Consider the following 23,099-nt stretch of genomic DNA (forward strand, 5'->3'; position numbering starts at 1 on the left):
CGATAATGCGGTTTCCAGCGGCTACTGAGGCGCAGATCACCTCGTTGTCAGCTGACAATCGCTGCCAGCCAGCAGCTTGGTTTCCATTTCTCGATACCGATAATGCGGTTTGCAGCGGCTACTGAGGCGCAGATCACCTCGTTGTCAGCTGACAATCGCTGCCAGCCAGCAGCTTGGTTTCCATTTCACGATACTTATAATGCAGATGACTGCGGGCACTGATGTACTGATCACTCCGTTGTCAGCTGACAATCGCCATCGCTGGACAAGCCGAGTTCCATTTCACGCTACCGATAATCCATCTGCCAGAAAGCACCGAGCCGAAGATCGGCCAGCAGCCAGGCTGATAGCTATCTTAGCAGGCGTTACGCCGCAGTTCCCGATAGACAGTGGAACGATAACACCAATGGAGTGAGCCATGGCGGCAACGGATATCCTTTGCCGATATCTGGTATCGTTGCCCTTCAGTCACCTGCTGATAACTCATGGTGATACTGCTTCTACTTTGGCGAGCTGAAGCGTACCACCGTCAGCAGTTGACTACCTCTCACCGCTTAACCATGAGTGTCGCACTTATTATCTGAATTCCCGGGCTGCCTTGAAAAAATGCCTGAGGGTGGTAGAAATACCCGCTATCAGATCAAAATTTCTCTGTAACCGTTTTCGCCATCCTTACCGATAAAATCAATTTAAAAATGACCATTTATTACGGTCAAAAAATGAGTGTTCACGCCACTGACATAGCTATCATCAAAACTAAAATTACGAACCTAGAAATTTACTCAAAAATAACTTTTCAAAAATCAATAATAATTTCATTGGAAGGGTTGATATCATTTTTATAATTTGCAATAATTAAAACAAGATTATTGATTTAGACTTTTCCTTGTAGCTTAACATCAATATTTATGACAGATTACACTTAAATTATTATGTTCTTGATAATTTTCCTTACCAGCTATATTTAGGTGGCTACTTATCTGGTCTTATTGTTCACAGATAGGCACAAAAACACTAATAACAACTATAAGAAGGTGTTTATGATAAAAAGGCAAAAATGGGGTAGACCCCCAAAAATAGACTCAGACAAACGCACCCTGCGAGTTCGAGTTTCGTTTACAGCGGACGAATATCAGAAATTACAGGCACGATGCCATGCATCCGGGGTAGCTAAAATTAGCGAACTCGTTCGCGCAATTGCACTCAACGAGAAACACATAGACTCGGAACCAGCTATCCGTCATGTAGAATTGATCCATTGGTTAGCTCAGCTAAATAGGCTGGCGGCAGATATCAACGAATTCATTTTGGAGTGTAGACTCCATTTACATTCTGATGAGGTCAAAAATAATCACTCCAAAAATGTTTTGATCCTCCAGAAAATCCAATCCGTCTATAAATTACTGATAAATATTTCAGGCGTAGCACATGCGGAGGGCAAACATGATCGGTGAGGTTTTTGATCTGACGCCAGGTTTTTCTGGGAGACTAAATTATATATTCAGGAATTCTCCATTCAAAAATCCTAACAACAAAAAGAAAGACCATAAAAAACAGGCCCCAACACAGATAAATTATCTTGGCGGAAATGTATTCAGCTACCCAGAGTTGGCGCTCACTGAAAGCGGTAAAAATTATAATGTCAGTGGGCTGCTCACAGAACTAGAGCAGCAGGCGAATTTGTATTTGGGTTCTGGAGAAATGAAATGTGCGCATTATTCAATTTCGTTACCTGCTGGTGATAGCCTCAGCCCATATCACTGGTTCGTGTCAGCTCGAATTTTCATGGATCGGATGGGATATGGAAATGACACGAAATGGACCTCTGTAATACACAATGACGCTCATTGCCAACATATCCATATCGTTGCATGTCGCGTAAAACTAGATCGCACTCTAGTCAATACCTACAACGATTATGACCGTTGCATACAGGCGGTACGAGATATAGAAAAAATTCTTGGCCTCGTTAAACAAAAAAATCCTAATGAAAACTGGGGAATTGAATATTCTATCACAGACATGAAAACCGGCACTGGTAGAGGAACGTTGTCAGCCCAGCAAGATCCAAAAAATCTTATAAGATCTGTTTTAGATAGAGTGTTTGAATGTAGACCGAGAACCATCTCTGGACTCGTAAAAAAGTTGCGGGGCTATAATGTGATGGTTGCCGTGCGTAGAAAAAATGGTGTCCCAACAGGCATTATGTACAGTGTTGATGGACTGATATGGATTTCAGGAACGCATGTTAAACGCCGCCGTGCGGCCTGGGGCAGGCTACTAGAACAGGGTATTACATACTCACCAACTAGAGATGATAAAATTTTAGAGTTACGTACTCACAATTTAGAGGAACAAAAAATAATAACTGAACTTCATAAATACAACAAAATTTCACCAGAGCCAAATTTACATTTAAAACAAACCATCCCTATAGCATCAGAGGTTAGTTTAAATGAAAGAAAACATAACCAAAAATCACTAACATCTAAATGTGACACATATATAGAAAATTTCATAGCATTGGTTCGCTGTACTCAAAAGCAATATAAGAAAATTATAGGTAGGGTTAAGTCATACATATACAGGGATAAACGATTTAACGCTCATAACCTGCTACAACTTAATTTCTCATGTGAATGGAAAGAAAAACCTTCCGATTCAGTGATTGAGGAGTTCTTAGCCGCGATAACGGCTGCATTAAAACGTATATTCAAGAATGGTTTTGAGTCAGTTAATCACGGATTGGAACCAAACCTACCCGATGGGTACGTTATGGATACAGAGGCACAGGCACCAAACATCGTTGTGATTACATCATCCAATCAGGAGGAGTTAGTCACGTCAATTCACAACGTTAACAAATGGATTGATGATTGGACTGGAAGAACCATCCCAAATGGCATTGAGTTATTAAAGATAAAATAATTAAAACAATAAATTATGAGGTTAGTAATATGGCAATAGCAAGATTGAATTCAAACTTAAAAACAATTACATTCAGTACAACAATCAGCATTCAAGAAAATTTAGAACTCAAGGACGGAACCATTAGGTCAATATATAAATCCAAACATGAGCACCTTGGCACTGTTGATATAGATTCTGATTACTCACTCATTTCAAGTCTAACACAGAATGAAGTGATAAAATTTACCGAATGGGCTAAACAGCAACAAATTGACGTTAAAAATTCCTATCTCGCGAATCATGCCAGAGGTTTTTGGGGTGGTTACCCCGTTATAAAAAGATCAGTTTCCGATGATGAAAAGTATCGCGATGAATTTGGGTTTATTCAAAATAGACGTATAGGTGAGTTCATAGGCGTTATCGCTGATCCGATAAAAATAAACCACCTCCCCTCGACATCAGACAAGGATAATTCATTAAATTTCCAACTTATACGTAAGGATGGGACACTGGTCGACATGCTAAGTCCGTTGTGTGATGAAATCATCAGATCTCACAAAAAAACAAAATTAAACATAGAGGAGGCTAAGAATATTTTCCAGGGATTGAAACCCATTACCTACCTGATAACTGAGGTTATTGGATTTAAACAATCCGACCTAGAAAAAAAACTACCTCCTAGTTACAGAGCAAAAACTATATCATTGTTAAAAAATAAAACTAACGGTAAGTTTTGATAGTAAATACTGATCACAGGTCGGTCTAAAAACTAAAAAATGATGAACAACGGATTGTATGTACGCAGGCATATTAAAATAAAAGTATTTTATTATACTGGCATCCTGCCGTTGACTAACGGCAATTTAAAAAATTCTACACTGTGGGCATAGCGTCAAAACTTGCCCACTATTCAGCTGACAGACGGCGATTGTTAGCTACCCTCATTTATCAGAGGGGCACTGATCGCGCCCCTCTGACTGTACAAACCTAGTTATTACCTGACACCGGCCTCAAACCGGTGTCTTCTTTACGCTACTTTCGTGCGCCCTTCCTTTGGTATCAATTTCAGAGCCGTCTTCAACATACTGTGAGGTTTCCCTTGTATCATCCTTCCTTGATGGTCAGTCCGCTCCTACGCATCCTCTAAAGCCCAATGAGCTCGCCTGGGGAGTGATCATATCTCTGAATCCGATTGAATCTTGATTAAGTTCAAAACAATCAAATGGAAGTGTATGATTTTTCATGAAAATGTTGTAGTAACTGATGTAGTGTACGCATCTACGTGGGCTGAATAAAATGATGCGCTTTTATACATAGATCCATTTGTAGGTAGGATAGAGATGGCAAGAATCCTGATGACCCGTGCTCTTGATGACAACGGCCATATCGTTGATGTCAAAGACGTTGTTAGTGGCAAAGGATGCAATTGCACATGCATAGGTTGTCAGGGCGCTGTCTGGGCAATGAAGGGGCAAGTTAAAGCCCATTATTTCTCTCATGAGCCTAATTCAGTCGAACAGAATGCCTGTACCTGGAAGCCGGAAACGGAAATACATATCCTAGCTAAAGAGGTTTTAGCAACGGATAGGCAGTTGTTACTGCCTATTGGAACTATAAATCCAATACATCAAAATATAGCCTTTGATGAGATGGTATGTGAGGTTTATGAAGGCAGAGTTATACCTGATGTTATTGGGTTCATCGAGGGAGAGAAGGTTCTCATCGAAATTGCAGTTACGCATTTTTGTGATCGAGGGAAAGTTAAAGAATTAAAGAGGGTGAATGCAACCTGCATTGAACTTGACCTGAGTGGATTTCGTGTGAAAGGAGAGATAATATCAAAAGAAGAGATAAGAGATTATCTAAAAAAATGCCCCAAAAAATGGGTGTCTGTAGCCCCTGTAGGCAACTTCTCCGAAATGATTTACTCCCATAATAGACAACAATTATTATCTTTACAGCATCAGTATTCATCTTTGAGTTCAAAGCACCAGACAGAGGTTAAAAAACTTAATGCAGAATTCGAAGCGATAAAAAATACTCGCGAATCAGAACTAAGCGATATGCAAAGAGTGATTCAACAGTCTCGGCATGCAGAAGGCAAGGCTAACGCCATTTTAAAAAGATGGGAGAGAGTGTTAAAAGAAAAAGAGTCGTCCATTTTAGAGGCACAGGAAAAAATAATCCTATTGGAAGATCAATACAGAAGCTTTGAAATGGAATTGAAAGACCGTCTATATCATATACAAGATGAAGTTGATCAAAAGCAAGATTTACTACGTGACCTTCTTAATTTAGATGAACTTAAGGCTGAGTTTTATTCACAGGTTGATGATATAAATAGAACCATTAAAGCCAAAGAGGCTCAGCTTGAAGCTAGTGAAGTCGAAATACGCAGGCGGTCAGCCTCGTTAAACCTTATACAAAAAAATCTAAATGATAGCCTCATCTCATTACAAGAACGAGAATATGCTCTAACAGAAAGATCCAAAGACTTGGTAAGCATCGTGGAGATTAGATCAAGCGAGCAGGCTAAAGTAATGTTTGAGCAGTTACTGAAAGAAAAAGCAAATGAGATAAAAGCTCTTGAGGAAAAAGAAAGGAAAGCAAAAAAAGATATTGATGATTTAAGGCGAAAATATAGTTCATATATCAAAATTCCATGATTTTCAAATACTGATTGTGTAGGTGTGGTTCTCACCTGAAAACCATTTTTTATCTAACCATTGACTGACAGCACTTGATCTCAAGAGCACGCCACATAGCGTACAAGCTCTATGGGCTCTATGGGACAGCAACAATCAAGCCTCATGCTGCCGTGTATGGCGACAAGCGGGAGAGTTCGGCGTATCAACGTTCAGCACCATCCTTGACGATACAGAAAACCAGAAATTTCTACGTTAGTAGGTTTACGAAAGCGCATACGTATGCCAATATTTTCTTGTGGAGATGTTAGTGTTGCTGACTAATCGCCGCACTATGGTTTATATCAGTATAATAGAGAGGTGAAATTGCCATGAAAAGGATTCTTCTAATACTCATCTCTTTTATTATATCTGTCGATGTAACTGCAAAAGAGACAATCCATTGGGTTCAATATGATATCCCTCCATTTTATATTAAGGATGGTAGCTATTCAGGTAGAGGTGTGGTTGATGTTACTGACGCTATGATCAGAGCTGAATTGCCCCAGTATAACCATGTGATCATATGGGCTAACATCGCCAGGATCCGGCATATGATGGAGCAAGGACAGAAAGTTGTTTGTGGAAATATGATAAAGACACCTGAAAGAGAGAAGTATCAAACATTTTCTACTTTTCATAAAACACTATCAACTGCACCACATGTAATCATACCATCCAGTGAGCTTAACACTTATAAGCAGTATATAATTGATGGAGACGGTGTTGATTTGTTTCGGTTGATTCAATCGAAGGATAAACTTGGCTATTTCATAGCATCTCGTTCATATGGAAGTAAATTTGACCTCGCAATTAAAGATAAAACAAATAAGAGAGTTAACTACTCTCTCAATGCTCCGATGGGTAATGTCCTGGATATGCTATTAAAAGATGTAAATGGTTTTACCGTTGCATACCCAGAGGAAATTATCTATTACACAGAAAGTAAGTTTGGGTATGGCTCATCAACAGTATCTGATTTAAATAAAAAGGCTTATCTAGGGAAGTTCAAAGTTCTTCCGATAGCTGGACAGCCAAAAGAAATATCAACTTATGTTGCCGCACCGAAAACCGAGTGGGGTGATAAAGTCATATCTGATATCAATGAAGCACTATCAAAACTAAAATCAAATCCAGCATATATTAACGAGAACTATATGTGGCGTAACTTACCTAACCATGATATGCGTTAGGTATATAGTGATTCTATCCATTGAATACATATACCCTAACGCTATCTAAGTTCATATACCAACTATCGCAACCTAACCTGGATACACCTTATTTCATCAATGTTGATTATTTATGCTTTTGTGAGATAAGACATCAACTCTAATGTGAAAGACTCGACAGAATATCCAATAGGTAGCGGCGTTGTTCTAATGGTGTTTTGCTTGTCCAAAAATCGAAAATCACATGAGCTAGCAATGGCATTAAGAGAAGTAAAACACACAACATTGCAAGCAGTTTCTTTGCTGAAACCTTTTTATTCGCAGTACCAAAATGAATCGCATTAGCTTGTTTTGGGCATGCAGAGATACAAGTTAAACAGTTTGTACACTCAATATTTCTGACAGATATAAGTTCATGAACCTGTATCCTTGATGGACATGCTCTACTGCATTTATCACAATCGTATCCCTTGCTTCGTAAACAGCTGCTGGAAGACCTGCGAATACGTAATGGTGTCAGAAGTCCCAGCAAGGAAAGCCATCCACCATAAGGGCATAGGTATCTACAGAAACCTTGCTTGAAAAACATCGTGACACTTAATACCCAGACAACAAAAATACCTGATATGAAGTTCAAGTTGAAAAAGAAGGCTCCCATTTTCATGTCAGCAGCTTGGTGATACTGACTCATCAAGTACCCTGGCAGTGCGACATTTGGAACAGCAAGAATAACTATGAACATCAGAAATGATAGAACTAGAAATTTCTGAGACTTGAGCAGTAGGTCTAACCATTTTGGCGGAGTCCACTCACCAGGTAGCATCAAATATCGAAAATGATACAGCCATTCACCGACAACCCCAAGAGGGCAAAACCATGAGCAGAAGGCACGACCTAAAATGAGTCCAGATAAGGAAATAACCAAGACTGTGATTGTTGCAGCTGGGTGATGGTAATCAGTAATGCCCAAACTCAACAACGCCCGCAAGCCAAGACCGCCCGCTATAGGTAGAAAGCCATCTACAATATCAGGTCTAGACAGCCAAGGTAGGTCATCCTGGTGGAGTTGAAAAATATAAACACCATACTGTATTGTTACAAATCCCCACGATATAACTAAGAAATATCTAACTAAACTACGAAGTTGTTGATCTCCCGAATCATATAATACGGATATCAATTTATATCTATAAAGCATGCCAATAGCGACAGCAAGCACGATTAAACTACTTAGTGGTGGCTTGGCTGCTACCGTCAACCATACAGCAGCGGTTAGCATCATGAACAGCTGCCAAGACCAGCCTGAACGCTCATGCCACTGGAACAACAACAGATACACCAAGCCACTCAGCATGGTTATGGTTTCAATCCCACTCATCTAGCCAACCCCCATCGCAAAAACAGCCAATCATAAACAACATTACAGTTGTTCATTTTGATCTGGATGGGCAGTTGGCCTGGTTTGTGGCGATGACAAGATTGTAATTTATTCTCTTGTCTTAATGAGTGGGGTGTCTGAGCTTACGTTTTCAGCCCAAAAATGGATATTGAATCTAGCATCTTCAGACAGTTCAACCCTGTGCCAATACTGAGGTGGGCTGGTTGCAAACTCTCCGGCTCGGATTACAAGCGTAATTTCAGGTGTCTCTGCTGTTTCATCAGCAAAACCGTAATATGTTACCGTCCCTTCCATTACACATAACTGACCGAATACGCCAGCAGCTGTATTGTGATGGGTTAATAGAGCCTGTGGTACGTTTTCATTTGTAAAGAATGGGGTTGAACGGCGAACAACCCAATGAGCGGGTATACTATGCAGTAGCGACATGTTTTATCCTTAATAACCTATGAAATTAAGTAAGGCTGAGCATATGCTCAGCCAGCAATTATTCATCTAGAAAGAAGGCGTAAAAGTGGGAATGCAGCGCCCATTTGGTCTCCACCTACGACAAAGCCGCACATTTCACCATCCTCGCTGCGAGCTTCTGCGACCATTCCATTTTTATTCCACTTAAACTGCCATGAAAGGTCTGCACCTTTGGTTCTACCAGCTAACTGCAAAGGATATTGAAGTGTTTTTACCTTCACTAGCATTGGAGGAAGCGTTAGTGGTGTTGGCTTACCAATCAGAGTTTTAGATAATGCATTGGCACCGAGAACAATTGGCTGCAAAAAGGGTCGCAATTCACCTTTCCACTCAACGCAATCACCAAGAGCATAAATGTGCTCACTCGATGTTCTCAGGTAATCATCTATTACAATTCCGCGTTTAACAGCCAGTCCTGCATTCATCGCTAAGGATAGATTCGGTTGTAGACCTATAGCTGAAATGACAAGATCCTGTTCACTGAAACTGCTGTCAGTGAGCTCTATCATAAAGGATTCGTTGGCATCTCTTCTTTGTATCGACTTGATACCTCGACCAAGTTTAAGGTCAACCCCCTGCTCCCGTAAGGCTTGCAGTAACGGTTGACTCAATGCGGCTGGCATTAATGTACTTAGTGGGCTGTCCGCCAGATCTACAAGCGTCACAATTCGGTCTTGACCCACCATATCCATAGCCAACTCACAGCCGATCAAACCTGCTCCGAGTACCATAATGCGTTTTGCATTCTTAATTAATTGTTCGGCATTGGCATAATCATTTTGGCTATTGAGGGTAACCATTTGATCTGAGTTTGGTATGGAAGGCCGTATAGAACTGGCTCCCGTTGCCAGCACTAGCTGGCCATATGAAAAATCACCATGATCTGTGTGTATAATTTGTTTAGTCGGACTAATGCTATGCACAACCGTATTTGGTGACAGAATAATACGTTGTTGTTCAGCGAATTGAGCCCCCGTCAACTTTGTCATTGCGTTGGCTGTGTAGCCACGGCTGACCACATGACTCAAGTCTGGTTTGTTATATTCATTGCCATTGTCAGCGGTAATAAGACGGATCGGTCTTTCACCATCTAATTTACGCAAGCTTTTTACCAACTGCTGAGCGGCAAAGCCGCTGCCGATGATGACTATATCCTGGCAGGAACCAACATCACGCTCATTTAAGGCGCTCATACACATGCCTCCACTGCGCATGGTTCGAATACCTCTTTACCGATGCCGCAGCCAGGGCAAAGGAAACTCTCCGGCACAAGGCTCCAGGGAGTGCCAGCCGCAACCAATTGATCCGGCTCGCCTAAGGCGGGGTCATAAACCCACTGGCAGACAGTGCATAGCATTGCTTGATCATCGTCTACTCCGGCTACAACTGACTGGGTGGTCTCCTCTACAGGGGAGATATCAACAGTTGATGTTTCTTGATGGGCTGCTTTTTCTGGGCGAGGCATCTCAATCGGATGTAACGCCCATTGACGTGCGAGCTGGCGTCCGTGCTCGCGGCATTCTGCCAGTGCAGAACCATCTGGCCGCCATTTGGCTTTCAGAGAAATGCTGATATCAAAGCCTGCATCCATCAGTCGGGTCTGGATGCGGTCTACTGCACCACCTGTCCAACCGTAACTGCCGAATGCAGAAGCGCGCTTGTTTCTAAAGCGCAGGCCAGTGATCTCCTCCAGCATGCCTGCCACCTTAGGCATCATGACGTTGTTCATTGTGGATGAGCCCACGAGTATTCCCTTGGAGCGGAACACTTGTGTCAGGATCTCGTTCTTATCGTGGCGGGCTACGTTGTAGATCTTGACCGCGACTCCAGGGTCAACTTCGTGAATACCCTGTGCGATGGCATCGGCCATCATACGGGTGTTGTTTGACATGGAATCATAGAACAGGGTGATACGATCTTCTTGGTAGTGGTCAGCCCACTCCAGATACTTGAGAATAATTTGGGTCGGAACCTCACGCCAGACAATACCGTGGGAGGTTGCCACCATGCTTACTGGCAGGTTGAATCCAAGCACCTCTTTGATTTTAGCTGTCACAAGTGGGCTGAATGGGGTGAGGATATTTGCATAGTACCGTTGGCACTGCTCCATCAATTCGGTTTGATCTACTTCGTCATTGAACAAATGTTCATCACAGTAGTGTTGACCGAAGGCATCGTTAGAAAACAGCACTGCATCCTCGGTCATGTAGGTCATCATGCTATCGGGCCAGTGCAGCATAGGTGTTTCAATGAACACCAGCTGCTTGCCATTACCGATGTCGAGACTGTCGCCTGTTTTGACTGGATGGAAGTTCCATTCAGGATGATGATGGTGTCCCGTGATTGAGTCGATGGCGTTGTGAGTGCAGTAAATCGGAGTGCCTGGGATACGAGCCATCAATTCGGTCAGTGCCCCTGCGTGATCTTCCTCAGCATGGTTGATAACCACATAATCGATAAGGTTAAGGTCGATCTCTGCTGCCAGGTTTTGAACGAACTCTCGGCTGAACTTATGATCGACGGTATCAATCAGTACGTTCTTTCCTTCGCGAATGAGATAGCTGTTGTAGCTAGTCCCCTTGATTGTCTTGTACTCAGTACCGTGAAAATCTCGAACTTCCCAATCCCGTTGGCCGACCCAGTGAATGTTGTTTTTGACGTGAATGGTCATCTGGCAATTCCTCAGTATGTAATAGTTGGTATTTCTTGATATCAACTATTGCAGCTAACGTGCCAACTCATAACATATTGTTTTTAGATGATTTAATTTATTCGTTTGTTAAAATGACATTGTTTTGATATTGTTTAAATGACAAGATTATTGTCATTTGGACACTAACGATGATTTCGACAGACAGCTTGGCTCGTATTGCTATAGACATACAGCTGGGGATTTCACATCAAGACAGATTCCACCGCCTTATCCAGAGTATTCGCAGCCTACTGAACTCAGATGCGTCAGCCTTGCTACGGTACGAAGGAGGCCAGTTCATCCCGCTCGCCATCGATGGTTTAATGCAGGACGTATTAGGACGCCGTTTCGCCATCAAGGAGCACCCACGCATGGAGGCAATTGCCCGTGCTGGTGACGTAGTACGCTTTCCGGCAGATAGTAGCTTGCCAGACCCCTATGATGGCTTGATCCCTGATCATGCAGAATTTAAGGTGCATGCTTGTGTTGGTTTGCCTCTGTTCTCCGATCAAGTCTTGATTGGTGCATTGACCATAGATGGAATGAATCCTGCTCAGTTTGATGACATTAGCGATGAAGAGTTGCGTCTAGTTGGTGCGCTAGCGGCAGCGGCGTTAAGTAACTCATTACTACTAGAGCGTTTAGCTCGCCAGAGCAGTGAGCCATTAATACCTTCAACACCAACAGGTGCAGATAGATTCGAGATAATCGGGCATTCTCAGGCGATGCAGCAGCTAAAGCATGAGGTAGATATAGTTGCTAACACTGATTTAAACGTCCTGATTTTGGGCGAAACGGGTGTAGGTAAGGAGTTAATAGCAAAAGCAGTACATCTTGGCTCGCCACGGGCAGATCGCAAATTGGTATATCTCAATTGCGCAGCACTACCGGAATCCGTAGCAGAGAGTGAACTATTTGGACATGTGAAGGGAGCGTTTACAGGCGCTATTCATAACCGTGCGGGTAAATTTGAACTAGCGGATAAGGGCACGTTGTTCCTGGATGAAATTGGTGAATTATCCTTATCATTGCAGGCAAAATTGCTACGTGTCATTCAATATGGAGACTTGCAGCGGATTGGTGATGACACCCCACTAAAAGTCAATGTACGTGTGCTTGCTGCAACGAATCGAGACTTGAAGAAAGCGGTCATCGATGGCGAGTTTCGAGCAGACCTCTATCATCGCCTGAGTGTTTTCCCTATACATGTACCAGCCTTGAGAGACAGAGAGGATGATATCTCCTTGTTGGCCGGTTACTTTTGCGAGTGCTGTCGAGTGAGTATGGGGTTAGAGCAACTGCGGATCCAACCTCAAGCACTGCATCTTTTGAAGGGCTATGACTGGCCTGGTAATGTGCGCGAACTGGAGCATGCCATTCATCGTGGTGCCGTATTGGCTAGAGCAGAGCAACGAAGTCCGGTTCTGACGCTTGCAACCCATCATTTCACTATAGATATACCACCAATGCTTCAATCTGGCATAAGTCCTACCGAAAATATTGATAACTTCGCTACTAACCAAATGGGTTTGAGAGCATCCACTGATGCATTTCAGTCTGCGTTAATTACAAAGGTACTAGCAGATCATAATGATAATTGGGCTGCAACAGCACGAGCCTTAGATATTGATTGTGGTAACTTACATCGTCTAGCCAAACGACTGGGATTAAAATGATAAAGATACATAGCTATGGGTCATGATATAGTTGCATCCAGCATATTTGTTAAGGTATTGATTTATAGTGTTTTTTATGCGTTTGTGGTGTACAGTGAAACTAGAATCACATTGAGAAGTGGTTATGGACAACAAAGCTTCAATAGAAAAAATACAAACATTAAAAGTATTGCTGGTAGATGATCACTCTATATTGCGAGCAGGAGTCAAATCTGCGCTATCAACAGATTACTGTATGAATGTAATTGCAGAGGCCAGCAATGGTAAAGAAGGATTAGAGCTAGCCGTAGAATATGAACCAGATTTAATATTGCTTGACCTTCAAATGCCAGTACTTAATGGATTAGAAACGCTGAAAAGAATCAGAGCAAAGAAAATAAAAAGCAAGGTTGTTATCTTCACCGAGTCAGATTTGGAAATTGATGTTGTAGAAGCGTTTAGGTTCGGAGCCAATGGATATCTTTCAAAAGATATTGAACCGCTTGATTTAATCAGCTGCATTAAGAGTATATGTGCAGATGCATCAGTTGAAAGCCCTCAGCCAAAAAATAAACCCATGTTAAGTTTATCATCAGAAATAAATGTTGGCATTATCGAATCATTAAGCCATAGGGAAATTGATGTAGTAAAGCTTCTTGCTGAGGGCCACTCGAATAAAGTTATATCCAAACTTTTATTCATATCACCAGGGACTGTAAAAATACATGTAAAAAATATTTTAAGAAAACTTAATCTAAAATCAAGAGTCGCCGTCACTGTATGGGCGCACAACAGAACTATTAAGTAGATTTAATAATCTGAATGAGCACAGATAAAAAAGTTCATGTTGCACTTATCATTATAACTCATTAATCTCCTGCTGAGATCACATAATTAATTTACCCATGGCTAGCATCTAATTTATCCATCTTGCTTGCAACGATACATTTCGTCATCTGCTAATCGAAGTAACATGTTTAGATCTGGTGGAGTCGTGGGATTATAGCTCACTATACCTACTGAGCAAGATAGGGTGTAGGCTTTTCCGCTGTGTAAGTTGAATTCATCAAATGAGATATTTATCCTACTACGCATATATTGTAAATACTCATTGCTTGTCTCAGGAACTAAAACTACATATTCATCACCACCTAATCTTGCACAAATATCAGAGTTTCTAAAAACCATATTTATTAGTCTGGCAGCTTGGCACAATGCATCATCTCCCACATCATGACCAAAGCGATCGTTTATCGATTTAAAATTATTCAAATCGATAAACAATAATGAAAGACTTCTCTTTGTTCTAAATGCATGCTGCAAATATTTCTCAGCTAAAAGAATAAACCCTCGTCTATTAGTGATCCCTGTAAGTTCATCTATTGTAGCCATTTGTACAGCACGTAACTCGCTCTCAACTGTAGATGCTAAGTCAGTAAATAAAAGTCTCTCTTTGTCACCAAAAACCCTTGGCTTCCGATCTATAATGCACAAGGAACCAATGTGCAGTCCATTCGTTATGACTAATGAGTGTCCAGCATAGAAGCGAATATATGGCTCCCCAATAACCATCGGATTCTCAGCATATAGGGGATCTTGAGTTGTATCCTCTATAACAAGCATGCTCTTTGTGAGAAACCCTTTTTTACAAAAGGAGATATTCGGAAGTGGTTCATGCATGTTTAGACCATAACAAGGTTTAGCCCATCCATGCTCATTATCTTCAAAGGATATTAGGGCAATAGGCACGTCAAAAATATTACGAGCCATCCTTGTTATACGAATGAAACGTTCCTCTGTAGGGGAATCAAGTGCTTGAAGACGGCGTAACGCATCTAGGCGTAGAAAGTCGGGATCTGAGGTTTCATGAAGAGGTTGCATCCTTGCTTCCTTTTTTCATATCGGTTTTAAACGCAAATAGTATGGCATTCTTTGAGATGCAACAGAATGGAATGTAGCATTACATATGATGGATTTTAGTTGTAGTGTGATCGTTAACACATTAGCTTCTCGCATGGGATTCAACTCGACAGGAGACCAAGCCAGCATCACATCATGAGCGGCCTCAATGGAAGCCTTGCGGCTAAGGGGAGACCATGGAGGATGATATTACAATGCGCGGCAAAAAATATTTCTAGTTAATCATGGTAGCAATATTTATCTTTCAACTGTTCAATCTTATTTTCCACTTTCATCATGTTTAGCGTAGAGGCTAATCTTTGTGCTAGCGTAAAATGCCTATTATTAAGATAGGCATAGCCTTCTAATTTATCTACAACGCCAGCCGAATGTATTTTTTCGTACTCTGGTGAGCTTTCAAGTAGGTCTTTTTTGTTTTTATCAAATACAAGGGTTTGCTCAATAAATATATCTGTACGCCCTTTTATCAGTTTTTTCAATCCCTGTTCTGTCGTATTCACATCAGTAAGTAAAGATGGTTTAATCAACTTTGAGAGAACCTCTCCTGCGCGCTTAGAACCTCTTCTAAACTCAATCTTTAAACCATCTTTGTTTAAGTCATCCCAAGAATTAAATTCTAACTTTTTATCATATACATATGCCTCGATAGTCACATAAAAATGTGACTCGTTCACTCTAATCATATTTTTTGTTTGTTGCTGATATTCTAATGGTCGATGTATCTCTCCATCGACACTTCCATTCTCAGCCAGAATTGGGGCTCGTCCACCAGGAACGCCACGATAAATTAGTTTATATCCTAGTCTGGAGAATGCCTCGCTGTAAATATTATGAAGCCAACATCCATACCTTGATTTGAAGGTGTCATCTGAACTCACCAAAACTATAGTGTTTTCAACAGCACTTACACCTAGCGAGAATATAATGAAAAAAATATAAAATATGTTTTTTATAATGTTTTGTGAAAACATATAGATCTCACATTGACATATCATACGCTCAATATAGCTCAAAATTAAACTTTCTTCATTTTTAAATGAAAAATATATGATGACTACTGGATTGCTTTGTAATATTTACATATTTAACTTTAAAGATTACTCGCACGCCCTGTATCTAGAGTTACAACGCCGAACGACATAGAATGAATCGATGCCTATTATGAACGCTGCCCTTTGCATACATACATCTCCTCATCTGCTTGCCGGAGTAGTTGATCTAAATCAGGTGGAATACTAGCATCGTAAATAACAATTCCTAAGGAGCATGACAGTTGGTATGGTTTACCACTATGATCATTAAAGTCACTTATTGCATAATTCAGTCTCTCTTTAATTCTCTGACAATGTTCACTACCAGTGCCAGGTAAAAGGACAACGAATTCATCCCCACCAAGGCGAGCGAATATATCAGCATCGCGGAATACTCGGCATAACAACTCGGCCATATGTCGCAACGCGTCATCGCCAATGTCATGACCAAACTTATCGTTAATTAGTTTGAAGTGATTTAGATCTAAAAAAAGTAAGGCCGCTGGGTGTTTTACACGAAATGCATATTTCAAACTTTTTTCGGCGAGCAGCATGAATCCTCTACGGTTAGTTATCCCCGTCAATTCATCTATGGTTGCTCTCTGAACGGCTTGTAACTCACTCTCAACCATGGATGCCAAATCAGCTAACAGCGCTTGGTCTCGTGGGCTAAAACCCCTGGGTTTAGAGTCTATGATGCACAATGTACCCAGCTTCAAACCGTTCCCAACTTCTAGTGGATGGCCTGCATAGAAGCGAATGTGTGGTTCCCCCGTGACTAAGGGGTTGTCAGAAAATCGTGGATCTTGGGCCGCGTCTTCAACTACAAACAGTTCTTCACCGAGAATTGCATGACCACAAAAAGAAATGTCTCGCGGTGTCTCCAATACCGGCAACCCACAACATGACTTGAACCACTGTCTGTTTTCATCCACCAATGAAACCAATGCGATGGGCACATCAAACATGTTGCGAGCCATCCTGGTAATCCGGTCAAAACGCTCCTCTGCGGGGCTATCAAGTATCGCTAAACGGCGCAATGCGTCTAAGCGAAGCCGTTCGTTATCCGGTACTACAGGGCTTTGCATCAACATCTCCTTGTTGTGTGGGCACTGTACGCTGCCAACATATACTGTGCATCTGTAGATCTGATGTACTGACAGTATATTACAGTAGGTAGACCTATGATTTCGAGCAATCTCATCTTTGATGACAGGAGCAGTGTTTGCACTCTTGGTAGCGTGGTTGTCGCTCGCTCGACAAACAAGAGCTCGCCTAGAATCCCCCTAGTTTTATTCGACCATCCTAGCAAAAAGCCATTCCGCAGTTAACTTGTTTGTCATTAATGAACTAACCTCATATCATCAAGTCTCCCAGTTTTTGCATCTGGATGTTTCACGATGGTCAGAGTCATTTTTCAAGCCAAGGTACATACCTCCGTTGACTCAGGCGGGTGGGTCGAAGTCCCACATTTATGCTTGCAACACTGCGTTATAGAGGACTTTAAGGCTCACCCTCGCTGGAGAAGATCCATCTCATCTTTAGAGCTGGATGAGATTCTCGAACAGCACACCACTAGGTTGTTTGGGGAGGCCAGGCGATTAGATCTGAACACTGTGCCTGAAGGTGTCTCTGTAGATGTGTTCGGGGCTTTGGCTATTGTTACTATAAATTTGATGCAGTGTGACACATACCATTGAAAATATAATATATTCAGACACTTATGGTTTTAAAGCTCAGGCCATCGTCTTCATCGTAGACAAACCTTAACGTTCAGATTGTATGAACGGTAGTAAGTAGTTATCGAGCAAGTCGTCCTGAGGGGGCTCGTTCAGGTTCGAGGAGGGTGATCACAATGATGGGCTCATTTAAAGCTTTCTGGTATGGTTAGCCCATCAGATTTTTTCAGACAGGATGTCGGTGTAATGAGTGATAAAACCCAGTGGAAAACATGGTCATTGATTTCCCGCATGAGTCTTGGGTTAGTTCTGCTTTTCGTCCCCATATTAATTCTCGGGGCCATTTATTACTATCATATGACCGTCACTCTGCAACGTGATTTACAGCAACAGTTAGTATCCAAGAATGATCAACTTCATAATGTTTTGATTAAGCCATATATTGATACCCTCACAACACAGTTTGAGCTTATCTATCGCAATGTTGATTATAAAGACTTTATAGATAACAAGATCAAACATCAGTCTGAATACTTAAAGGACTGGCGGCGTTATCAGGAAACTGCTGGGCTACAATACATCTATGTTGGCACAGAGCATCGACAATTGCTTGTTCATCCTGAATGGCAACCAGACTCAAATTTTAACCCACGCATAAGGCCATGGTATCAACTTGCCGTTAAAGATAAAGGCAAGATGGTTTGGACTGAACCATATTACGACTACATTTACGGAACGCTATCCCTCTCATTAGCTAAAACAATTGAAGATCCGACAGGGAAGTTAGTTGGTGTTTTTTCAATTGATACATTACTTCAACCCATATCAAAGTGGCTTAATTATAAGCAAGATGCTGGGTATCAGATGTTGGTGAATGGGGCTGGTAAGATGTTAGTTCATCCAGATAAAGAGCTAATGTTTACGCCCATGAAAGATATGACTTGGCTTTCGAAGTTCACAAAAGACAAAGGCGTATTCCATGATAAAGAATCTGGGATGTTTGTGGCATATAATAAAGTCGATGGTCAAGACTGGATCTTGGTTAGTGTTGTTCCAGAATCTACCTTACAAGGTGTCATTGAAAGTGTATCACTTAATGTTCAAGGGATCATCGCACTAACCTGCATCCTTTATCTATTGCTCGCGCTATCATGGTCTCGTTATTTTCAACGTATGCTCAATGAGCTTTATGGTGTTATTAGGTCAAGTCGTAATAGCTCATTGAAAACACCCAAAAATAGAATGGTTGAGTTATCACATGTGTATGAGGAAGTGGCAAAATCGACACATGAATTATCAGAGGCTCGCTTACAGGCTAATGTTGACCAACTGACAGGTTTATACAACCGTAGATTTTTTGACATAAAGCTTTCTCAGCTGTTAAAAAAGCAAGAGCCATTTTATTTAGCGCTGTTAGATTTAGATGACTTTAAAAAAGTGAACGATACGTTCGGACACCAAACTGGTGACTCTGTATTAAAAAGAGTAGCGAAACTTGGCAATTCAATTTTTTATGAGCATGGCTGGTTCTGTCGATATGGTGGAGAAGAATTAGCTGTATTGTTTGAAGTGGGCTCAGGGAACTTAGCGATATCTTTACTGGAGGCATTAAGGCATGGTGTTGAGCATCTGGACTGGCGTGAAGATGCTCTTCGAGTAACACTCAGTGGTGGGGTTGCTGTTAGTAAAAAACATATTAGTGCAAAAGAGCTTATAAATGCAGCTGACATTCAGGTTTACAACGCTAAACGCGATGGTAAGAATCGAATTTACGAGTGCATATCAATAACTACTGTTCATGACACCATGTAGCGTGAATCCCATATGATTGATATATATGCAAGAAATAAATTGAAGTTTTACTATTCAGTGCCTTAGGCACTAATTTAACCAGTTATTGTAAGGGTATCTCCTTCGATAGAATTCGTTATTAGATTGTTATGACCTTCAATTATGAGTGTTTATTGATGAAATAATAGCCGTGGGTGTACAAAACTGGTTTATCTTCGCTGCGTAGCAGCGGAATAATGGTGAGCTGCTTAAATTTAATTGAAGCTCTCATAATTAGTAAATGGACAGTTTTCCGAATTTTTCAAGTGGGGTAAATGAAATAAATTTCAAAAAATGATGGAGTTGATTGTTTTTTTAAGCATTCCGTGGGGGTTCGCCTATCAGAACCCTCGATTTAGTTGCACACCCCATGCTGAATCCGTCCCACCAAATTCACAACAGCCTGAACCCCCATCGGTGTATTCAGCAATGTGGCTGGAGCCACGCCACCGAGGCTCCAGGCTGGTCTGTTTAGCCATGACAACGCCTTGGCAGTATCGTTCTTGTTGAGGGATAGTGCCGCATCGAGGGCCTGCACAACGCCGTATACCCTGGCGCCCTGAGCGGTTGATAGAAGAGCTCCAATCCTAAGCTTGTGAGCAACAGTACTCCGGTTCATGCCTGCTAAGCGGCATATCAAACCTATGTCTGCACTCATCAATTCAGCCAGTCGATGAATGCTGCCAGGAGCTACGCCAGCCACGATCCATAGATGTGCCCCCAACGGGTCACTCGGTATGCCAAGAGAGTCAAATATTGTCTTAGTAGAGGCCGTAGCCTTACCTGGATGATAACTCGCATAGGACATGATGAAATCTCCCCTGAACCTACGATACAAGATTACCTTATCCTATCTGTTCCATGTGGCGATGGCGATGGGTCTGAGGACTTTGTTGGATGAGGCACAGGATACAGAGGTTGAAGCGCCCCATTCGGGCAATACCAACTTTTTCGTGAATCTCTGGGCATAATTCTATCTGGGGTCTTTATGAGACTTGAATTCTCATATATTTACTATGCTATAACCAAGCTAGCCGAGAGAACATTCAGTGACCATCAATTTTGATTATCGTTGTGGCATCTTAGAGGCAGCCGACACAAAAACTGGCCGAGAATGGTGTTGGTATAAGGGGGATCCCGAGGTTACCAGGACTGAAAATGGCGAGTTATTGAGTTCGATATGTGTTCCTATCGGAGCCACTGTTGTTGAGGTGAAAACCCTTATTCGCATGGATACCAAAAAGTAACCAAAAACAGGTTGCACCATATATAGTCAGTCCGCGTATGATAACTCCTATTCTCATCTGATTAGGAGCTTAGCATGCTCGTAAAAGAAATTGTGCCAACAGAACAGGTCGTTGACATTCTCTGTGATGTCTGTGGTCGTAGTACAAAAACGAATTTTGGAACCAACCAATACGGCTCGTTATCGGCGGATTTTGGCTATGGTTCCCGTCACGATGGTGAGCGTTATCAGGTGCATCTTTGTGAAATGTGTTTTTTCGGTACACTCGCAACAGTGAGGGAGATGCATCGTGGAGATCATATGTGTGACGATGACTATGAGGCCGCAAACCCAGACACATTTGGGCGTGATTATTCTAATAGGGAAATAATATGAGTAATATGCTCCCATACTCTAGTTTGTGTGGAGATAAAAATCTCTTATCATCGACTCATTCTGTGAGCCAATGATATTTTTCAATCGGCTCATTTCGTGAGCCGAACAAGATCCTTCATCGGCTCATCTGGTGAGGTTGTCTCAACGCTCACTACCACTTGGATTTAATTTTTAGCTACATAGTTTCATAGCAGATTGGAGCTAGGCCAATAAGTAGATCCAAACGCAATTTAGCTCACGAATTTTAAATGATGCTTTTTCGAATCATCTTGGTGCCAAAAACAGTGGAGCTGATGCTGGGATTGAGAGATAATTTTCCTGATATAAAAATGTGATACATGAGGATAAAAATGAACGATTTTTTGAAAACACTGATGAATATTCGTAGTCTGCGAGCTGCGTTGCGTGAGTTGTCATTTGAGCAGTTGGTCGAAGTTAAAGAGAAATTGGATGAGGTTTTTGCTGAGCGTGAGCAGCAAGAAAACAAAATCAAAGCCGAATCTGCCGAGCGCCTGCAAAAGCTGGCTGAGTTTACCGAGATGCTGAGAGACGCAGGCATCGATCCGAGTGAGCTGGTTGGCACTGCCGCTCCGGCGAAATCCGAGGGTTCAGTCAAAGCCAAGCGCGCTCCTCGTCCTGCAAAGTATCGCTACACCGAGGATGGTCAGGAGAAGACCTGGACTGGCCAAGGTCGCATGCCTAAGGCCATCGCAGAAGCTGTAGCGGCTGGCAAATCACTGGATGACTTCTTGATCTAATGCACAGAGCCCATGCCTGCTCGGCGTGGGCCTTTAATTCTATCTGTAGTAGGAGCACCGTATGGGGAGGACATTGGAGGATATGATTTCATCCGAATCACCCGAGGTTGTCCAGAGAGCCAAGGCGCTGGCCGAAGAGCAACTGGTACGTCTCAGTGTGACCAAACTGCTTTCAAATCTCGGGACGGGTGATGTTTCTGCAATAGATCCCGATGTTCTCGATAGTTTGTTGTCGCTCAAAAAATCAGTTGAGAGCCATGACTGCCGGTTGAGTTTATTTGTTCATATGCCTGACGGAACTCATCATGGTGTCAATATTTAACTAAAGATCATCATTGGTACGTTAATCGCAGATTTTATCTACCAAATAAAATTAACGCCCCATGGCGATGTTTTTTCAAACTCCCTCGGTGTGTAAGCAGATCTGATAGCGTGTATTGCGTCCGCCACCAGGTAATTTCTCAATGCATCCCCTCTCCACCAGTTCAGCCAGATGGCGTGTGGCAGTCGCCTTGCTGACTCCGGCGACTTTTTGATATTGACTGGCGTTGATGCCATTTTCAAAACCCTGTTCGCCGCCATCCAGTAAACGATTCAGCACTTTGGTTTGCTCTGGACTCAGATCGTCATTACAGTGCCACAACCAGAAAAATGTCTTGGCGAGAGAACGATCAATAACCTGTAATGCCAGCTCTATGGAGTAATCCAGTGTGTCGAGGAACCAACAGATCCAGGAAGTAATATCTAGCGAGCCCCTCTGCGCTGACTCAAGCGCTCGATAGTAGTCACCCCGCAGCTCTAGAATGGCAACTGACATGGCATACAGTCGGATGCTGTGGCTGTCAGCCTGTGACAGCGCGAGATCGGTCAGTGCCCGCGTGAGCCGCCCATTACCATCATCAACGGGATGCAGGGTCACGAACCAGAAATGGATGATTGCCGCACGAAGAAGGGGATCCATCGTGGGGTCATGTCGAGTCTGGTTAAACCAGAGCATGAACTCGGCCAGTTGATCGTCCAGAGTTGCTCTGGGCGGTGCCTCAAAATGCACAGTGGGGCGATCAACACGTCCAGAGACAACCTGCATCGGCTCATCTCCTCGCAACTGTCCTACATTCACTGGCTGCACCGACCATTCGTTGGCAGGGAACAGCCAACGATGCCATTGGTAAAGCCTCTCAATCGTCAACTGTTGTTCATGGTTGTCGATGGCATCCAACATCATGGCCGCGAGCCCCTCTGAGCGATCTGACACGGGATAGGACGGAGTTTCTGATCCC

At 42.3% G+C, this 23,099-nt stretch carries 20 protein-coding genes; 11 read left to right on the plus strand and 9 right to left on the minus strand.

Annotated features, from left to right (window positions below; genetic code table 11):
* Positions 1–1,040 precede the first annotated feature (1,040 nt).
* From ACB034_RS12850 to ACB034_RS12870, 5 genes are all read left to right on the plus strand, one after another.
* Positions 1,041–1,454, plus strand: coding sequence for a hypothetical protein (locus tag ACB034_RS12850; RefSeq protein WP_069555994.1), 414 nt, complete (start codon positions 1,041–1,043; stop codon positions 1,452–1,454).
* Positions 1,444–2,928: a relaxase/mobilization nuclease domain-containing protein gene (locus tag ACB034_RS12855; RefSeq protein WP_371172969.1), complete on the plus strand. Its 1,485-nt coding sequence runs from the start codon at positions 1,444–1,446 to the stop codon at positions 2,926–2,928. Before ACB034_RS12850 ends, ACB034_RS12855 begins: the two co-directional genes overlap by 11 nt.
* 29 nt (positions 2,929–2,957) lie before the next feature.
* Positions 2,958–3,647, plus strand: a complete 690-nt coding sequence (locus tag ACB034_RS12860) for a hypothetical protein (RefSeq protein ID WP_371172970.1) — start codon at positions 2,958–2,960, stop codon at positions 3,645–3,647.
* A gap of 603 nt (positions 3,648–4,250) precedes the next feature.
* Entirely contained in the window at positions 4,251–5,576 is a 1,326-nt protein-coding gene (locus ACB034_RS12865) for a hypothetical protein (protein ID WP_335855959.1), read from the plus strand.
* 350 nt (positions 5,577–5,926) lie between these two features.
* Positions 5,927–6,787 carry a TIGR02285 family protein gene (locus tag ACB034_RS12870; RefSeq protein WP_371172971.1) on the plus strand — a complete coding sequence of 287 codons (861 nt, stop codon included), beginning with the start codon at positions 5,927–5,929 and terminating at the stop codon, positions 6,785–6,787.
* Positions 6,788–6,926: 139 nt separating this feature from the next.
* On the opposite strand, the gene ACB034_RS12875 is transcribed toward ACB034_RS12870, so the two are convergent.
* From ACB034_RS12875 to norV, 4 genes are all read right to left on the minus strand, one after another.
* The gene (locus tag ACB034_RS12875; RefSeq protein WP_371172972.1) at positions 6,927–8,144 is read right to left on the minus strand and encodes a 4Fe-4S binding protein; all 1,218 of its coding nucleotides are present in this window, start codon (positions 8,142–8,144) and stop codon (positions 6,927–6,929) included.
* A 108-nt stretch (positions 8,145–8,252) separates the two neighbouring features.
* The gene (locus ACB034_RS12880; protein ID WP_075112420.1) at positions 8,253–8,594 is read right to left on the minus strand and encodes a DUF1971 domain-containing protein; all 342 of its coding nucleotides are present in this window, start codon (positions 8,592–8,594) and stop codon (positions 8,253–8,255) included.
* A 62-nt stretch (positions 8,595–8,656) separates the two neighbouring features.
* On the minus strand, positions 8,657–9,826 hold the full coding sequence (gene norW, locus ACB034_RS12885) for an NADH:flavorubredoxin reductase NorW (RefSeq protein WP_371172973.1): 1,170 nt from the start codon (positions 9,824–9,826) through the stop codon (positions 8,657–8,659).
* Positions 9,823–11,304, minus strand: coding sequence for an anaerobic nitric oxide reductase flavorubredoxin (norV, locus tag ACB034_RS12890; RefSeq protein ID WP_371172974.1), 1,482 nt, complete (start codon positions 11,302–11,304; stop codon positions 9,823–9,825). Before norV ends, norW begins: the two co-directional genes overlap by 4 nt.
* A 170-nt stretch (positions 11,305–11,474) precedes the next feature.
* On the opposite strand from norV, the gene norR reads away from it, so the two are divergent.
* Together norR and ACB034_RS12900 are read left to right on the plus strand one after the other, a co-directional pair.
* The gene (gene norR / locus ACB034_RS12895; protein WP_371172975.1) at positions 11,475–13,001 is read left to right on the plus strand and encodes a nitric oxide reductase transcriptional regulator NorR; all 1,527 of its coding nucleotides are present in this window, start codon (positions 11,475–11,477) and stop codon (positions 12,999–13,001) included.
* A gap of 124 nt (positions 13,002–13,125) precedes the next feature.
* The gene (locus ACB034_RS12900) at positions 13,126–13,788 is read left to right on the plus strand and encodes a response regulator (RefSeq protein ID WP_371172976.1); all 663 of its coding nucleotides are present in this window, start codon (positions 13,126–13,128) and stop codon (positions 13,786–13,788) included.
* Between the two features lie 113 nt (positions 13,789–13,901).
* Here ACB034_RS12900 and ACB034_RS12905 read toward each other — a convergent pair whose 3' ends face one another.
* The 3 genes from ACB034_RS12905 to ACB034_RS12915 all read right to left on the minus strand — a co-directional run bounded on the left by ACB034_RS12905 (position 13,902) and on the right by ACB034_RS12915 (position 17,019).
* Positions 13,902–14,861, minus strand: coding sequence for a sensor domain-containing diguanylate cyclase (locus ACB034_RS12905; protein ID WP_227095791.1), 960 nt, complete (start codon positions 14,859–14,861; stop codon positions 13,902–13,904).
* A 257-nt stretch (positions 14,862–15,118) separates the two neighbouring features.
* Positions 15,119–15,871 carry a hypothetical protein gene (locus tag ACB034_RS12910; RefSeq protein WP_371172977.1) on the minus strand — a complete coding sequence of 251 codons (753 nt, stop codon included), beginning with the start codon at positions 15,869–15,871 and terminating at the stop codon, positions 15,119–15,121.
* Between the two features lie 188 nt (positions 15,872–16,059).
* Positions 16,060–17,019 carry a sensor domain-containing diguanylate cyclase gene (locus ACB034_RS12915; RefSeq protein ID WP_227095792.1) on the minus strand — a complete coding sequence of 320 codons (960 nt, stop codon included), beginning with the start codon at positions 17,017–17,019 and terminating at the stop codon, positions 16,060–16,062.
* A gap of 837 nt (positions 17,020–17,856) precedes the next feature.
* Here ACB034_RS12915 and ACB034_RS12920 point away from each other — a divergent pair.
* On the plus strand, positions 17,857–19,422 hold the full coding sequence (locus tag ACB034_RS12920) for a diguanylate cyclase (RefSeq protein WP_371172978.1): 1,566 nt from the start codon (positions 17,857–17,859) through the stop codon (positions 19,420–19,422).
* A 373-nt stretch (positions 19,423–19,795) separates the two neighbouring features.
* On the opposite strand, the gene ACB034_RS12925 is transcribed toward ACB034_RS12920, so the two are convergent.
* Positions 19,796–20,248, minus strand: coding sequence for an antitoxin Xre/MbcA/ParS toxin-binding domain-containing protein (locus ACB034_RS12925; RefSeq protein ID WP_371172979.1), 453 nt, complete (start codon positions 20,246–20,248; stop codon positions 19,796–19,798).
* Positions 20,249–20,761: 513 nt separating this feature from the next.
* On the opposite strand from ACB034_RS12925, the gene ACB034_RS12930 reads away from it, so the two are divergent.
* The 3 genes from ACB034_RS12930 (at position 20,762) to ACB034_RS12940 (ending at position 22,141) form a co-directional block, all read left to right on the plus strand.
* Entirely contained in the window at positions 20,762–21,061 is a 300-nt protein-coding gene (locus ACB034_RS12930; RefSeq protein WP_241324500.1) for a hypothetical protein, read from the plus strand.
* A gap of 350 nt (positions 21,062–21,411) precedes the next feature.
* Positions 21,412–21,819, plus strand: a complete 408-nt coding sequence (locus tag ACB034_RS12935; RefSeq protein WP_371172980.1) for an H-NS family nucleoid-associated regulatory protein — start codon at positions 21,412–21,414, stop codon at positions 21,817–21,819.
* Positions 21,820–21,880: 61 nt separating this feature from the next.
* On the plus strand, positions 21,881–22,141 hold the full coding sequence (locus ACB034_RS12940) for a hypothetical protein (protein ID WP_371172981.1): 261 nt from the start codon (positions 21,881–21,883) through the stop codon (positions 22,139–22,141).
* A gap of 75 nt (positions 22,142–22,216) precedes the next feature.
* Here the strand turns inward: ACB034_RS12940 and ACB034_RS12945 are convergent, their stop codons facing one another.
* Positions 22,217–23,044 (minus strand): Fic family protein, encoded by an 828-nt coding sequence (locus ACB034_RS12945; RefSeq protein WP_371173073.1) that lies wholly within the window; start codon positions 23,042–23,044, stop codon positions 22,217–22,219.
* Positions 23,045–23,099 lie beyond the last annotated feature (55 nt).

The sequence above is a fragment of the Aeromonas sp. S18(2024) genome (assembly GCF_041402525.1).
Classification (GTDB): Bacteria; Pseudomonadota; Gammaproteobacteria; order Enterobacterales; family Aeromonadaceae; genus Aeromonas; species Aeromonas enteropelogenes.